The organism is Pseudonocardia sp. Cha107L01 (assembly GCF_052566575.1).
In genome coordinates this window covers 5,399,497-5,414,981 of sequence record NZ_CP199579.1, presented here as the reverse complement: position 1 = coordinate 5,414,981, position 15,485 = coordinate 5,399,497, and the positions used below count along the sequence as shown (strand labels likewise).

General features: G+C 70.7%; 13 protein-coding genes. 6 read left to right on the top strand and 7 right to left on the bottom strand.

From position 1 onward, the window contains the following. Positions 1–32: 32 nt before the first annotated feature. The gene (locus tag ACTXG6_RS25340; protein WP_445181870.1) at positions 33–1,055 is read left to right on the top strand and encodes an NADP-dependent oxidoreductase; all 1,023 of its coding nucleotides are present in this window, start codon (positions 33–35) and stop codon (positions 1,053–1,055) included. A gap of 21 nt (positions 1,056–1,076) precedes the next feature. Here the strand turns inward: ACTXG6_RS25340 and ACTXG6_RS25335 are convergent, their stop codons facing one another. Beyond that, positions 1,077–1,832, bottom strand: coding sequence for a transglutaminase-like domain-containing protein (locus ACTXG6_RS25335; RefSeq protein WP_445181869.1), 756 nt, complete (start codon positions 1,830–1,832; stop codon positions 1,077–1,079). A 226-nt stretch (positions 1,833–2,058) separates the two neighbouring features. On the opposite strand from ACTXG6_RS25335, the gene ACTXG6_RS25330 reads away from it, so the two are divergent. Then, entirely contained in the window at positions 2,059–2,820 is a 762-nt protein-coding gene (locus ACTXG6_RS25330; protein WP_445181868.1) for an alpha/beta fold hydrolase, read from the top strand. 1 nt (position 2,821) lies between these two features. Here the strand turns inward: ACTXG6_RS25330 and ACTXG6_RS25325 are convergent, their stop codons facing one another. Both ACTXG6_RS25325 and ACTXG6_RS25320 read right to left on the bottom strand, forming a co-directional pair. After that, on the bottom strand, positions 2,822–3,742 hold the full coding sequence (locus ACTXG6_RS25325) for an isochorismatase family protein (RefSeq protein ID WP_445181867.1): 921 nt from the start codon (positions 3,740–3,742) through the stop codon (positions 2,822–2,824). A gap of 119 nt (positions 3,743–3,861) precedes the next feature. Next, entirely contained in the window at positions 3,862–4,884 is a 1,023-nt protein-coding gene (locus ACTXG6_RS25320; RefSeq protein WP_445181866.1) for a cupin domain-containing protein, read from the bottom strand. An 83-nt stretch (positions 4,885–4,967) separates the two neighbouring features. Here ACTXG6_RS25320 and ACTXG6_RS25315 point away from each other — a divergent pair, with 83 nt between their 5' ends. From ACTXG6_RS25315 to ACTXG6_RS25305, 3 genes are all read left to right on the top strand, one after another. Beyond that, positions 4,968–5,618, top strand: coding sequence for a GntR family transcriptional regulator (locus ACTXG6_RS25315; RefSeq protein WP_445181865.1), 651 nt, complete (start codon positions 4,968–4,970; stop codon positions 5,616–5,618). 720 nt (positions 5,619–6,338) lie between these two features. Continuing rightward, positions 6,339–7,736, top strand: a complete 1,398-nt coding sequence (locus ACTXG6_RS25310) for an APC family permease (protein WP_445181864.1) — start codon at positions 6,339–6,341, stop codon at positions 7,734–7,736. Between the two features lie 38 nt (positions 7,737–7,774). After that, entirely contained in the window at positions 7,775–9,712 is a 1,938-nt protein-coding gene (locus ACTXG6_RS25305) for a primary-amine oxidase (protein WP_445181863.1), read from the top strand. 309 nt (positions 9,713–10,021) lie between these two features. Here the strand turns inward: ACTXG6_RS25305 and ACTXG6_RS25300 are convergent, their stop codons facing one another. From ACTXG6_RS25300 to ACTXG6_RS25285, 4 genes are all read right to left on the bottom strand, one after another. Then, positions 10,022–10,804, bottom strand: coding sequence for a hypothetical protein (locus ACTXG6_RS25300; protein WP_445181862.1), 783 nt, complete (start codon positions 10,802–10,804; stop codon positions 10,022–10,024). Positions 10,805–11,310: 506 nt separating this feature from the next. After that, on the bottom strand, positions 11,311–12,432 hold the full coding sequence (locus ACTXG6_RS25295) for a serine hydrolase domain-containing protein (protein ID WP_445181861.1): 1,122 nt from the start codon (positions 12,430–12,432) through the stop codon (positions 11,311–11,313). A gap of 286 nt (positions 12,433–12,718) precedes the next feature. After that, on the bottom strand, positions 12,719–13,747 hold the full coding sequence (gene mgrA / locus ACTXG6_RS25290) for an L-glyceraldehyde 3-phosphate reductase (RefSeq protein WP_445181860.1): 1,029 nt from the start codon (positions 13,745–13,747) through the stop codon (positions 12,719–12,721). A 31-nt stretch (positions 13,748–13,778) separates the two neighbouring features. Continuing rightward, entirely contained in the window at positions 13,779–14,366 is a 588-nt protein-coding gene (locus ACTXG6_RS25285; protein WP_445181859.1) for a TetR/AcrR family transcriptional regulator, read from the bottom strand. Between the two features lie 54 nt (positions 14,367–14,420). Here ACTXG6_RS25285 and ACTXG6_RS25280 point away from each other — a divergent pair, with 54 nt between their 5' ends. Then, complete coding sequence (locus tag ACTXG6_RS25280) at positions 14,421–15,473, top strand: zinc-dependent alcohol dehydrogenase (RefSeq protein ID WP_445181858.1); 1,053 nt, start codon at positions 14,421–14,423, stop codon at positions 15,471–15,473. Positions 15,474–15,485 lie beyond the last annotated feature (12 nt).

Below are 15,485 nucleotides of genomic sequence, written 5' to 3'. Positions count from 1 at the left end.
TCAACACCCACCTCATCGAGGAGTTCACCAGCGTGCCAACCACCGCCCGCGAGATCCACCTGGCCGCCCGCCCCACCGGCGAACCGGTCCCCTCGGACTTCCGTCTGGTCAGCACGGAGCTGGCCGACCCGGGCGCCGGCGAGGTCCTGGTGCGCAACCTGGTCATGTCGGTCGACCCGTACATGCGGGGCCGGATGAACGACGTGCCGTCCTACGCGCCGCCCTGGCAGCTCGACGAGCCGGCGCGGGGCGGCGCGGTCGGCGAGGTGCTGGCCAGTGGGGTCGACGGGCTCGCGGTCGGCGACCTGGTGCTGCACGACGCCGGCTGGCGCGACCACGCGCTGCTCGCAGGGGACGCGGTACGGCGGCTCGAGCGGGTCGAGGGCGTCTCCGAGTCGCTCTACCTGGGCGCGCTCGGCATGCCCGGCCTCACCGCGTTCGGCGGCCTGTTCCGGACCGGCGAGTTCCGCGCCGGCGACACGGTGTTCGTGTCCGGGGCGGCCGGCGCGGTCGGCGGGCTGGTCGGCCAGTTCGCCCGCCTGCGCGGGGCCAAACGGGTGATCGGCAGCGCCGGCTCGGCCGCCAAGGTCGCGTTCGTCACCGACGAGCTGGGCTTCGACGCGGCGTTCAACTACCACGAGGGCCCGGTCCAGGACCAGCTGCGCGCGGCGGCGCCGGACGGCATCGACGTCTATTTCGACAACGTCGGCGGCGAGCACCTCGAGGCCGCGATCGGCAACCTCAACATGCACGGCCGGGTGGCGCTGTGCGGCTCGATCTCCGGCTACAACGCCACCGAGCGGCCCGCCGGGCCCCGGAACCTGAGCCTCGCGGTCGGGCGGCGGCTGACGCTGCGTGGCTTCATCGTCATCGACCACGCCGACCTGCAGCCGGAGTTCGCCGCGACGGTCGGCGAGTGGCTGCGGACCGGTCAGCTGCACGTGCGGGAGACGGTCGTCGACGGCCTGGACAACGCCGTGTCCGCGTTCATCGGGCTGCTGCGTGGCGAGAACACCGGCAAAATGATCGTCCGGTTGGCCCCGGCCACCGCCTGACCGGCCCGCCCGGGTCCGTACTCAGGAGCCGAGCTCCTCCTCGGAGCGCACCACCATCGTCTCCAGGTACGGCCCGCCGAACGTGGTCGCCATCGCCACGTCCGAGGCATCCCGGCCGCGTCCGATCACCACGCGCCCCTTGCGGGGGATGTTGTTGCGCGGATCGAAGGTCCACCAGCGGTCCCCCAGCCACACCTCCATCCAGGCCGCGAAGTCCATCGGGTTCGGATCGACCGGGACATCGAGGTCGGGCAGGTACCCGAACACGTAGCGCGCGGGGATGTTCAGCGCCCGGCAGAACGAGATCGCCAGCTGGGTGAAGTCCCGGCACACGCCGAGTCGGGACATGTTCACGTCGGCGGCCGTCGTCCACGCGTTCGTGCTGCCGTACTGGAACGTCAGGTGGTCATGGACGTGCTGGCAGATCGCCTGGACCCGCCGGTAGCCCGGCGCCATCCCGCCGAACCGGGACCATGCCTCGTTCCCGAGCACGTCGGGTAGGCAGTAGCGGCTGGGCAGGATGTAGAGCAGGGTGGCGTCCGGCAGCGCGTCCGGCAGGCACTCGGGTGCCTCCTCGTCGACGTCCTCGGTCGCGTCCGGGCACATCGCCACCGCGTCGTAGCTGAAGCTCGACCGACCGGCCTGCAGCACCGCGCGCACGCACGGGTTGCCGTACAGATCGGTGTAGCCGCGGACGTCGATCGCGGGGTCCGAGGACCACCGCTCGCCCTCGAGCGCGATCCGCCGTGACTCGATCGGCTGCACTTGGAAGATCACCGGCGTATCCACCTCAGCCACGTAGGTGAAATCGCAACCAATTCGAACCCGACGCAGCCCCATCAGCGCATCATCCCGTCCACGGCGCCGGATACCTAACGACCGTGCCGACGAACACCGGGTCTGGTGGACCTGGACACTCGATCCCGGTCCGGCCGATGAGTCCTACGCGGTCGGCGAGTCTGCCCTGTGAACCGAACGACCACCGCGAGAGGCAGGATCAAGAGTGACCACCACCGGGACCCAGGGCGCATACGCCACCGTCAACGGCCTACGGATGTACTACGAGGTGCACGGCAGCGGGCGTCCACTGATCCTGCTGCACGGCGGGATGCTCACCATCGACCTGTCCTTCGGCGCGGTGCTGCCCGCCCTGACCGAACAGCACCAGGCCATCGGCGTCGAACTGCAGGGCCACGGACACACCGAGGACATCGACCGGGCGCCGCGGCTGGATGTGCTGGCGGACGACGTGGTCGCGCTGATGGACCACCTCGGCCTCGAACGCGCCGACATCCTCGGCTACAGCCTCGGCGGCCTGGTCGCGACCGAGCTGGCGGTACGGCACCCGGGGCGGGTGGACCGGCTGGTGCTGGTGGCCACGCACTTCCGCCCCGACGGCTACCACCCCGAGATCTTCGATCCGCGACAGGACTCCCCGCTGCTGCCGACCGAGGCCCACTTCGCCGAGATGCAGCGGGCGTACGCCGCGGTCGCCCCCGACCCCGACCACTTCGAGGCCTTCCTGGAGAGGCTCCAACCGACGGTCGTGGGCTTCCGGGGCTGGTCGGACGAGCAGCTGCGGGCGCTCACCGCGCCCACCCTGCTCGTCATCGGCGACCGCGACTTCGTCCGGGTCGAGCACGCCGCCGCCATCCACGACCTGATCCCGAACGCCCACCTGGCGGTGCTGCCGAACTGCACGCACATGGACCTGATGCGGCGCGCCGACCTGCTGCCCGCGGTCCGGCCGTTCCTCGAGCGGTAGGTCAGTCAGGCTGTCCTGGCGCGGCGCGCAGCCGGCGGAGCATCCGGGCGTCCTCGAAACCGACAACCCGGGCGGCGGACTCCACGGTCGTGCCCTGGGCGATCAGGTGCTCGGCCCGCTCCAGCCGCAGGGCCTGCTGGTAGCGCAGCGGCGTGGTCCCGGTCGCCCGATTGAACAGCCGGGTCAGGGTGCGCTCGCTGACGCCGGCGGCACCGGCCAGCTCGGACAGCGGCAGCGGGCGGTCGAAGCCGGCATCGATGAGGTCCTGGGCGCGGTGCACGCAGTCGTTGAGGTGCGCACGGTGTCGCAGCATCGCGCTGGCCTGCGCGGAGTCGCCGTTGCGGCGCGCGTAGACCACCATCGACCGGGCGACGCGGGCCGCCGCCGCGACACCGTGCCGCACCGCGACCAGGTGCAGCGCCAGGTCGATCCCGCTGGCGATGCCCGCCGAGGTCACCACCCGGTCGTCCTCGGTGAACAGCAGCCTGGGGATCGCCGAGGTCGCCGTCGCGTCCGTGACGAAGGTGACGTCGAAACCGAGGTCGCAGGCCACCCGGGCCGTCGTCTCGCAGCACTGCTCGGTCCGGATCCCGCAGATGACGACCTCGCGCACACCCCGCTGGGTGAGCTGCTGGTGCAGGTTCGTCGTGGTGAACGCATTGATCGACGTCTTGACCAGCAGCGGTTCGCCCGGCAGCGGATGCAGGTCGCCCATCGGCCGGACGTAGCCGCCCTCGGGGTCGAGGACCGTCCCGGAGCCGGGCTCCGAGTGCAGGATCCAGATGACGAGCTCGCCTGCGGCGCGGGCGGCCTCGACGAGCCGGCCGACCCGCTCGGCGATCCGCGGGTTGCTGATCGCCTGCCAGTTCGGCCGGCGGCGGAACGACTCCTGGACGTCGATGACGAGAAGCGCACGGGTCATACCGGAATTCTGCGGCCGTCCGGGGTGGGTCCGCCAGGCCGGATCGGGGCGCGATGCGGACGGATCCGGTCAGCTCTCTACCGGCGGCTACCGGCATCTACCAGCGGCTACCGACGTGCCTAGCGGCGGTCGGTGAACCGGATGTCCAGCGCGCGGAGGTAGGTCTGCAGGCCCGCATCCTGCACCGGGACCAGGTGCGCGTCGGCGCCGGACTCGTTGACGTGCGAGTGCCACATACCCGGCGGGGTGATGAACGCGCCGCCCGGCTCCCAGTCCACCCGGCGCGGGTTCACGATCTCGCCGCGCTCGTCGAGGCGGTCACCGAGCACGGTGTAGCAGCCGGGCTGGCAGTCCAGGATCAGGTCCAGCGCCACGGACTGGTGGCGGTGCGGTCGCTGCACCTGCGCGGCCGGCAGCAGCCCGAGCATCGCCCATAGCACATGGGTGATCGTGAGAGTCTGCTCCTCCTCGGCGTTGGCCAGCAGCACGCTCACCCGGTTCTTCTCGTTCGCGCCGGGCTGCTCCGCGATCCGACGCAGCTCCGCGGTCGCCGCCTCCCGGCCGAACTTCGTGGGCCGGAACCGGGGCCGCGTGGCGGTCGCCCCGAGGTGGCGCAGCAACGGCTCGTCGGTCACCCAGTACAGCGCGGCGTCGGACTCCGCGCGATGGCTGGCGACCGTGCCGGCCGGCAGGGTCAGGAAGTCGCCCTTCTCCCAGCGCACCGCGCGGTCGCCGAGCCGGGAGTACCCGCGTCCGCGCAACACGTAGTAGAGCTCGGAGGTCGCATTCGGCGCGGTGTCGTACGACTCGCCGGCGCGGATCCGCAGGAAGCTGGCCAACAGCCCGGGGCTGGTGGCCGGCCCGGAGTCGATACCCAGCTGCGCGGCGATGTCGAGGGGCACGCGCCGGGTCGGGCCGTCGGCGTACAGCTCGGCGCCGAACCGGGTCGCCGGGACCGCGCTGATCGTGCCGGTGGCCAGCGGGTTGGCGGCTTTCGTGTACTCGAAGAACCGGGCGTCCCGCGCGTACTCCGCCGCCGCCTCGTCCAGCGGGCCTTCGAACCCGAACCGGGACACGTCCACCACCGGCGCCGCCACGGTCGGGTCGAGATCGAACGCCGACAGCTGCTCCGTCGTTGTCATCGCCGCTCCGCTCCTTAGATACAACTTGCATCTATGTTGAATACCGTAGGGTGACGGCCGACTTCGGGCAACGGGGGAAACGCATGACCCGCGACACGCCGACCGCGAAGGACCGGGCCTACCGCTACACCAAGGACGGCGTACTGGACGGTCGCTTCCCGGGCGGGGAGCTGATCAGCGAGGGCGCGGTGGCCGATGCCCTGCGGATGAGTCGCACCCCGGTGCGCGAGGCGTTCCTGCTGCTGGAGGCCGAGGGACTGCTGCGACTGTTCCCGAAGCGCGGCGCCCTCGTGGTGCCGGTGTCCGCGCACGAGATCGAGTCGGTGCTCGAGGCCCGCGAGCTGATCGAGGGCCACGCCCTGCGCAAGATCCTGCGACGCCCGGATGAGACCAGAACCGCCGTCACCACCCAGCTGCGCGAGGTGCTGGCCGATCAGGAGGCACGCCTGGCCACCGGTGACGAACGGGCCTTCGTGGACGCGGACCGCACTTTCCACCAGATCATCGTCACCGAGGCCGGGAACCCGATCCTGCTCGAGCTGTACCAGTCACTGCGGGACCGGCAGCTGCGCATGGGCATCGGCGCCCTCGTGCGGGACCCGGACCGCGGCCGCCGCATCGTGCGGGAACACGCCGACCTGGTCGAGGGCCTCGAAGCGGGCGACGCCGACCGGCTCGACGAGCACCTGCGCCAACACCTGGACGGCACCCGCACCGTGCTCCGGCGGGCCTGAGTTACGCCGTACCGGCTGCGGTACCGGGTCGCACAGACCGCGTGCCGGCGCCACCCGGGCCGCACAGACCGCGTGCCGGCCGCGGCACCCGGGTCGCACAGACCAGGTACCGGCGGCACAGACGGTGCAGGGTCTGTGCCGCCCCGACGCGGCCTGTGCGACCGCGGCCGGGGAACGCCGCAGCAGCCCCGGTGGGGTGCGCGCAGGGCGAACGGTGGCAGCGGCGCGGACAACGCCTGTTGTTACCGAGCTGCACAGGAGGCAGGTTTCGCAGCCAGCAAACCTGCACCGTGTGCAGCTCGGTAACAGCGGACCGAGCGCGACAGCGCGACACGCCCACGCCCACGCCCACGCCCACGCCCACGCCCACGCCCGGAGCGTGCACGGCTAGCGGTGTTGCGTATGCCTACGCAGAGCTGCTCTGCGTAGGGATACGCAACACCGGCAACCGCTATCCCCCACCCTGCCGCGCACGCGCCCACACAACCGGAGCCCCAACCAGGCGCTGATCGGAACCGCGCTCCGATACTCCCCGTCAAGTTCTTGCGCGGCGCTGTGCCGCCGCGTACATTGCGGGAACCTCGGAAAGCGCTTTCCAAGATCGGTCCCGCCCACAGACCACCCGTCGCGGCGCCCGTGCCGACCCCACCGCTGGCATCCAGATGCCGGGGCACGCCCGGGACACAGACACCGCCGCCACCGACCTCCAGGGAGCGCAAGATGGACCAACCGACGGGACGAACCGGGCAGGACGACGGCGTGCGGTTGCGGCGGGTGCTCGGCACCGGTTCGGTACTGCTGTTCGGGCTGGCGTACATGCTGCCGCTCGCGGTGTTCACCACCTACGGCCTGGTGACCGTGACCACCGGCGGGCACCTGGCCGGCGCCTACCTGGTCACCACGGTGGCGATGCTGTTCACCGCCTACAGCTACGCCAACCTGTCCCGGGTGTATCCGGCGGCGGGCTCCGCGTACACCTACACGCTGAAGAACTTCGGCGGCCACCTCGGCTTCCTCGCCGGCTGGGCGCTGCTGCTCGACTACCTCTTCCTGCCGCTGCTGAACTACCTGGTCATCGGCATCTACCTGAACGCCCAGTTCCCCGCCGTGCCGGCCTGGGTGTGGGTACTGGCCGCGGCCCTCGTCGTCACCGCGCTCAACGTGGTCGGCGTGAACGTGGTCGCCAACCTCAACTTTGTCCTGGTCGGTGCACAGTTCGTCTTCGTGGTGATCTTCGTGATCGCCTGCGTCCACCACCTCTCCCAGGCGGGCGCCCCGATCGACCCGCTGGCCCCGCTGTTCTCCTCCTCGACGCACCTGTCCGACATCGCGGCGGGCTCCGCCATCCTGTGCCTGGCGTTCCTCGGCTTCGACGCGGTGTCCACGCTCTCCGAGGAGGCCAGGCAACCGTCGAAGTCGATCCCCCGGGCCATCATGCTGACCACGCTGATCGGCGGGATCACCTTCGTGGTCGTCGCCTACGCCGGTGGCCTGGTGTTCCCCGACTGGCAGCACTTCTCCAGCGCCGACGCGGGCACCCTGGACGTCATGGAGCGCGCCGGCGGCGCGGTGCTCGCGGCACTGTTCACCGCGGCGTTCATCGCGGGCAGCTTCGCCTCGGCGATGACCTCGCAGGTGAGCGTCGCGCGCATCCTCTACGCCATGGGCCGCGACGAGATGCTGCCGAGGCGGGTGTTCGGCGCGCTGCACCGCAGGTTCCAGACCCCGTATTTGAACGCCCTTTTGGTCGGCGCGGTCGGCCTGCTGGCATTGGTCATCAGCCTGGACACCGCCTCCTCGATGATCAGTTTCGGTGCACTGATCGCCTTTACCTTCGTCAACCTCGCGGTGATCAAGCACTTCCTGCTCGACGGCGGCGAGCGGTCCTCCTCGGCGTTACTGAAGTACGGGCTCGCGCCGGCGATCGGGTTCGTGCTCAGCCTGTGGCTGTGGACCAGCCTGTCCCGGACGACCTTCGTCATCGGCATCTGCTGGCTGGCCGTCGGGTTCGCCTACCTCGTCTACCTCACCCACGGCTTCCGGCGCCGGCCGCCGGTGATGGATTTCAGCGAGGAGGCGCCCTCGGTCTCCCCCGCCACCACCGAACCGGCCCACTGAACCAGCCCCCTCCGCACGGACCCACGAGGAGCCACAGCATGAGCACTGACCTCGGACCGAGGGTGGCCCAGTCGCACCCGTTGGACGTGATCAGCGAGAGTGAGATCGTCGACTGCCGGCGGATCCTGGTGGACGCCGGCCTCGTCGCCGCGAGCACCAAGTTCGCCTACGTCGGTCTGGACGAGCCGGAGAAGTCGGCGGTGGCGGCGCACTCCCCCGGCGACCGCGTCAGCCGGCAGCTCCGGGTGATGTTGATCGACACCGCGACCGGGCGCTCGCACGATGTGGTCGTCTCGACCTCCGACTCACGGGTGGTGTCGGCCCGCGAGCTGGACCCCGCCGTCGACGGGGGCGTCCCGGTCATCGGGCTGGAGTTCGAGATCGTCGAGGAGATCGTGCACGCGGACCCGCGCTGGCTCGCGGCGATGGCCCGACGCGGGCTCACCGACCTGTCGGTACTGCGCGCCCAGCCACTGTCCGCCGGTGCACCGGGCAACGCGGACGAGCGCGGGCGCCGCCTGCAGCGGGTGTTCACCTTCGTCCAGAAGTCGAAGAACGACCTGCCGTGGGCTCACCCGGTCGACGGGGTCACCGCCTATGTGGACGTCATCACCCGCGAGGTGATCGACGTGGTGGACGACGTGGTGGACGACGCGGTCCTGCCGGTGCCAGACGAGGACGCGAACTTCCACGACCCCGCCTTCATCGGACCGACCCGGTCCGGCATGCGGCCGATCGAGATCACCCAACCGGACGGGCCGAGTTTCACCCTGGACGGCAACCAGCTGTCGTGGCTGGGCTGGCAGCTGAGGGTGGGGTTCGACGCCCGCGAGGGCCTGATCATCCGCGACGTCTCCATCGCCGACCGGGGCCGGCGGCGGCCGCTGCTCTACCGCGCCTCGGTCGCCGAGATGGTGGTGCCGTACGCCGACCCGAGGCCGAACCGCTGGTTCCAGAACTTCTTCGACTGCGGCGAGTACCTGCTCGGCTCCTACGCCAACTCCCTCGAGCTGGGCTGCGACTGCCTCGGCGACATCACCTACCTCGACGTGGTGCTGGCCGACGGTGACGGCAGGCCCAGGGTCGTGCCACAGGCGATCTGCATCCACGAGGAGGACGCCGGCATCCTCTGGAAGCACACCGACTCGTTCACCGGCTCGTCGGACAGCCGCCGGCAGCGCCGCCTGGTGGTCTCCTTCTTCACCACCGTCGGCAACTACGACTACGGCTTCTACTGGTACTTCTACCTCGACGGCACCATCGAGCTGCAGGTCAAGGCCACCGGCGTGGTGTTCACATCCGGCTACCCCGGTGACGGGTACGGCTACGCCTCGCAGCTCGCGCCGGGCCTCGGCGCGCCGTATCACCAGCACCTGTTCGTCGCCCGGCTGGACACCGAGATCGACGGGGTCACCAACGCGGTCGACGAGCTCGAGGCGGTGCGGGTGCCGGTCGGCGCGGAGAACCCACACGGCAACGGCTTCACCCAGAGCGTGCGGCGGCTGGAGCGCGAGTCGGATGCCGCCCGCCTGGCCGACACCGGCGCCGGCCGGGTGTGGCGCATCGTCAACCCGACGGCGCGGAACCGGCTCGGCGGCGAGACCGGCTACGTGCTGATCCCGGAGGGCCGCCCGACCCTGCTGGCCGACGAGGACAGCGACATCTCCCGGCGGGCGACCGCCACGACCAAGCACCTCTGGGTCACCCCGTACCGGCGCGACGAGCAGTACCCTGCGGGTGACTTCGTCAACCAGCACCCCGGCGGAGCGGGCCTGCCGGCCTGGACGGCGGCCGACCGCGACATCGATGGCGAGGACATCGTGGTCTGGCACACCTTCGGCATGACCCACTTCCCCCGGCTCGAGGACTGGCCGGTGATGCCGGTGGACACCTGCGGTTTCGCGCTGAAGCCCTCGGGGTTCTTCAACGGCAACCCGACGCTCGACGTGCCGCCCGCCGGGCACTGCCAACACTGACCAACGCGGCCTCCGCGCGCCGGGTCAGTCGGGATCGCGGGTCAGGCAGCCGTGCAGCATCAGGTCGACCATCTTCAGCAGTTCGTCGCGCAGGTCGAACGGCTCGGGCTCAACTGCCGGACATAGTCGGCGATTTCACGCCTCCAGTTCCGGCCTGCCCAGGACGTCGGTCAGGCGCACCGACACGGGAGTCTTGGCCGCGCCGGTGCGGCGGGTGCTGGATGTCATGGGCGGCAAGTAGATCACTATCGGCCGGCCCAATCGGTCACTCGATAGCGGCGGTCGGTCCGGCTCGCCGCACCGGGGTGGTCAGCCGCTGGGCAGGTGGCAGGATCCCGCGAAGATCGGGCTGGCGATCACCGGTCGGCCCGGTGGCGGGTTGACCTCCGCGGTCGCATTGCCGGTGAGCCGGTCCATGCAGGCCTCGACGGCGCTCTCCGAGCCGTCCTCGCCGTCCACCCACAGATCCAGGTGGTTGCCGTCCGACGAGCTCGCGCCGGAGTCCTCGACGATCGCGTACCGCTTGACCGAGGGCAGGTAGAAGCGGGTCCCGGGCTTGAAGCTCGACTCGCTGGGGACGGCCACCGTGATCGGGTCGCTGTAGGTGCCCCGACCGCCGGCCTTCTTGTGCACGATCGGGTTGCTGACCTCGGCTGATCCGGCCGGTGTGTTGTCGTAGAAGGAGTACCCGGTCAGTTCGACCCTGATCTGCTTGCCCGGGGCCTTCGAGACCGCGGCCCCTGACGACGATCCGGCCGCCGAGGACTTCGACGACCCCGACCCCCCGGCCGGAGACTTCGCCGCCGGTGACTTCGCTTCCGGTGACTTGGCTGCCGGTGACTTGGCTGCCGGTGACTTTGCCGCCGGAGACTTCGCCGCGCCCGACCCGGTCGCCCCCTCGGGCGCCGTCTTCTCCCCAGGTGCCGGCGCGACGGCGGGCGGCACGGCGGGAGCAACGGGGGGTGGCTCGGCCAGCACGGATGGTCCTGGCGGCAGCCCCGCCGGTGGTGCACCCGCAGAGGTCGAGCCGGTGTTCCCCGCACTGTTCGCGCCGCCGGCGTCGACCGCCGAGTCGTGACTGGAGTTCCACATCGCCACTCCGACGGACGCGCCGCCCACGACAACGACAGCCGCGAGCGCGATGAGCAGCCAGCGCGACCGGGTACGTGCTCGCCGGGCGGCCAGCTGACTGGCGTGGCGCGCCCGTTCTGGTGTTCGGGAAGGCACCAGCGTGGTTCCCTTCTCGGCGGGGGCGTGCGGCGGGGCCGGTCGATCCGCTCGACGGGTCGAGCGTGGGGAAATCGAACAGCGGCCTGCCTACCGACGCGAGGGGGAGGTCGGGCTTCTCACGTCGGCGGGCACAGATTAACCGGCCGCCGCCCGGTCCGTCGCATTCTGAGCGCCCATCGGGGCGCAAGACGCCGATCGGCGCATCCCGAACGTCGAGTTGCGTGCCCAGTGGTCCGTTCGGCCCAAGGCAACCCGCCAATTACCGAGGGCCGCACTCAGGCCGGGGGGCGAAAATTCAGTGTCCAGTCGGGACGCTCGCGACCCGGCAGGCGGAATCTAGCGACTCGCGGTGCCGTGGGTACGGCGGTTCACATGGGCCACCAGGTCGCCCACACATCGCTCGACCAACCCTGGAAGAGGTGCTCGAACACGTTCTTGCGCCGTCGCCCGCCGACCAGTCCCGTCGTCCAGGCGGCGTAGACCGAGCGCTGGAAGTCGCCGAACAGTTTCTCGCTGAGATCGGGGCCGCCGACCGGGCGCCGCGCGAAGAGCAGCCCGGCGACACCCGACGCCGGGTCCATCCAGCAGTAGGCGCCGGAGGAGGCACAGGTCAGACTCCCCGCGCCCGGACCGCCCGGTATCGCCGTGAGGTTCACCATGAACCCGAGGCTCCACTTGCGCTCGGACTCCGGGTACAGGCGGATCTCCGGATAGAAGTTCATCTCACCCGGCACCCGGACCGGGCCCGCACCCAACACCCTCGGCGCGCTCAGGGAACCGATCTGGTTCCGCCGCACCAGTTCGCCCGACTCCCGGGACAACAACGTCCCGTCACAGCGCAGCAGCGCCTCGACGAACGCGAAGTAGTCCCTCGGCGTCGAGTAGAAACCGACGCCACCGGTCGAGCTCACAGCGTCGAAGCCGGTATGCCGCATATCCAGCGCGTCGAATACGCCCTTGCGCAGGTAGTCCGCGACCGACATGCCGGACACCCGCTCGATGACCAAACCGACGGGGCTCATGTCGCCGCCGTAGAGCCAGCGCGAGCCAGGCTCGAAGGACACCGAGACGGAGCCGCCCGCGCGCCGCGCGCCACCGGCCAGCGCACCGTCCAGGAGGCCGGACGTGTGGTTGAGCAGCCGGCGCAGCGTGACCGCCCCGCGCACCGGCCGATGCACCGGATTCCACGCCGAGTCGAACCCGGTCAGGCGGCGGAGCCCGGTCAACTCGGGCAGAACGGTCTGGAGTGGTTCGTCGAGCCGCAGCAGTCCGGAGTCCACCAGTCGCAACGCCGCGACGGTCAGCACCGGCCGTGCCATCGAGGAAAGCGGGAACACGGTGTCCACGGTCATTCCGCCGGCGCCACCGGAAGAACAAGAGCCATGGCCACCCGAATAGGCGACACAGCCGCGAGCCGCGACCATCGCCACCACGCCGGAGACATCGCCGGCGCCGACCGCACGCTCCAGGAGACCGTCGACGTTATCCATGGTCAGACACCTCGCGACGGGGCGTGAAGCGTCTGCAGGCTCACAGCACCGGCCATCCGCAACCGACTCCTCCGGCACTGGATCTAGCCCCCACTGGGACTAGAAAGTACTGGATTGCGGCACATCTCGAAAGGCCATCCGAGGCACGCCGTCAGCTGGTCATCAGTGATCCGAATAAACCGATGGTCGATACCCCAGGAAGTTGTTAACTAAGCGCACTATCAATTCGCCGGACCCGCCGGGAAATCGGTATCTCCCGGCGGGTCCACGTCAGACCGCCAACCGATCAGGCCTCGCCGGAGGTGGCCCACAGGTTGATGCCGGCCTCCACCGCGTGCTCGTCGATGCGCGCCAGCTCGTCGGGACCGAACTCGAGGTTGTCCAGCGCACCGAGGCTGTCGTCGAGCTGCCGGACACTGCTCGCGCCGATGAGCACCGAGGTGACCCTGGGGTCGCGCAGCGCCCAGGCCAGGGCCAGCTGCGCCAGCGACTGCCCCCGGTCGGTCGCGATGGCGTTCAAGCTCCGGATGTGGTCGAGGTTCTTCTCGCTGAGCAGGTCCGTCGACAACGACGCATCCCGGCTGGCCCGCGAGCCCTCCGGGATACCGTTGAGGTACTTGCTGGTCAGCATGCCCTGGGCCAGTGGCGAGAAGGCGATACAGCCGACACCGGTGTCGCCGAGCACGTCGAGGAGCTGCTCCTCGATCCACCGGTTGAGCATCGAGTAGGACGGCTGGTGGATCAGGAGCGGGGTGCCGAGCGCGCGCAGGATGTCCACCGCCTCCCGGGTCCGGTCCGGGCCGTAGGAGGAGATCCCGACGTAGAGCGCCTTGCCGGCCCGCACCGCCGCATCGAGCGCGCCCATCGTCTCCTCGAGCGGCGTGTCCGGGTCGAAGCGGTGGCTGTAGAAGATGTCGACGTGGTCGAGCCCCATCCGACTCAGCGACTGGTCCAGGCTGGCCAGCACGTACTTCCGCGAGCCGCCACCCTGCCCGTACGGGCCCGGCCACATGTCGTAGCCGGCCTTGGTGGAGATGATCAGCTCGTCACGGTACGGGCGGAAGTCCTGGGCGAACAGCGTGCCGAAGTTGCGCTCCGCACTGCCGTAGGGCGGGCCGTAGTTGTTGGCCAGGTCGAAATGGGTGACGCCCGAGTCGAAAGCTCGGCGCAGGATGGCCCGCTGGGTCTCCAACGGCTCGCGGTCACCGAAGTTGTGCCACAACCCCAGCGAGATCGCGGGCAGGTTCAGCCCGCTGCGGCCACAACGGCGGAAGGTGGCGTCGTCATAGCGGTCCGACGCGGCGAGATAGGTCATGGTGTCCATCTTGGTTCGGCCGGCCGACCTGTCAAAATTGTCTGTCGGCTGCGCGGTGGTGCTCGATCAGCGTGCTGGCGGCGCGCTTGGCGCGCGCCGCGGCGGCCGGGTCCCGGCGGGCGCCCCCGACCGCGAACGCACCGTCGACCAGCAGCGCGACCCCGGCGGCCAGCTCGGCATCGTCCAGCCCGGACTCCAGGAGCAGCTCGGCGACCAGCGCCTCCCGACCGGCGAGGTGCCGCCGGGACGCATGCCCGGCCGGGTGGTCACGGTCGCCGAGCTCGAGGCCGGCGTTCAGGAATGCGCAGCCGGCGGCGCCCGGGCCGGCCAGGAACCGCTCGATGACGTCGAAGAGCGCCAGTCCCGGCAGCTGGCCGGTGCGCTCCGCGCGCGCGTGCGCACCGCTGCGCAGCAGCGCCAGCCCCACCTCGTCCCGCGCGGCCAGCGACGCGGCGACGAGCTCGTCCTTGGACGCGAAGTGCTGGTAAAGGGTGCGCTTGGTGACCCCGGCGCGCTTGGCGATCAGGTCGACACCGGTCGCGGTGATGCCGCGCAGGTAGGTGAGCTCGGCGGTCGCGTCGAGCAGGGCCTGTCTGGTTAATCGCGTGCGCGGCGTCACCGGGCCGACTATACATACCGGTCGGTGTACTTCTGTGCCGTTCGGAGGCTGTCGATGTTGCGGCTCGTCTACATCCGTCCCGGGATCGTCGAGTGGCACGAGGTGCCGGAGCTGGCCCTGCGCGGCGCCGCCGAGGCGCTGGTGCGGCCCATCGCCAGCTCGGTCTGCGACCTCGACCTGCGCATCCTCGCCGGCCGCACACCGTTCCTGGGGCCGTTCGCGTTCGGCCACGAATGCGTTGCCGAGGTGCTCGAGGTCGGCGCGGCTGTCCGCGGGGTCCACCCCGGAGACCGCGTCGTCGTGCCGTGGCACATCAACTGCGGCGGCTGCGACCGGTGTCGCACCGGCTTGACCGCGCACTGCCGCACGGTGCCGGCCGGCGCGATGTTCGGCCTGCCGGCGGGCGGTGAGTGGGGTGGGCTGTTCGACGAGGTGGTGCGGGTGCCCTATGCCGACGCCATGCTGCACCCGCTGCCCCACGACATCGATCCGGCCGCCGCCGTGTCTGCCGGTGACAACCTCACGCTCGGCCTCGAGTTGCTGCGCGGGCACCTGCGGCGTCGGCCCGGGGCCCGGGTGCTGGTGCTCGGCGGCGGTGGCAGCGTCGCCTTGTACGGCGCTCAGCTGGCTGCCGCGCTGGGTGCCGGCCGCGTGCTCTACCTGGACACCGACCGCGCCCGCCGCGCCGTCGCCGCCGGCGGTGGCGCCGAGACGCACGCCGGCCCGCCGGTGCCGAGCCTCGGCGAGTTCGACGTGGTCTTCGACTCCGCGTTCGACGCGGAACGCCTCGCCGACTCGATCGCGTTGCTGGCTCCGGAGGGAGTCGTCGAGTCCAGCGGCGTCTACTTCGAGCGGGTCGAGCTGCCGCTGTTCCGGATGTACGTGCAGGGCGTCACCTTCCACACGGCCAGGGCCAACGCCGGCCCGCACGTACCCGCCGTGCTCGACCTCATCCGGCGGCGACGGATCGATCCCGCCCGGGTGGTCAGCGAGACGCTGCCGATCGCCGACGCGACCACGGCGCTCGCCGCGCCCTCCCTCAAGCCGCTGTTCGTCCGGGCATCGCTCGGGTCCGCACGGGCCGGCACCTCAGCACGCACCGCGTGAAACCAACCACCG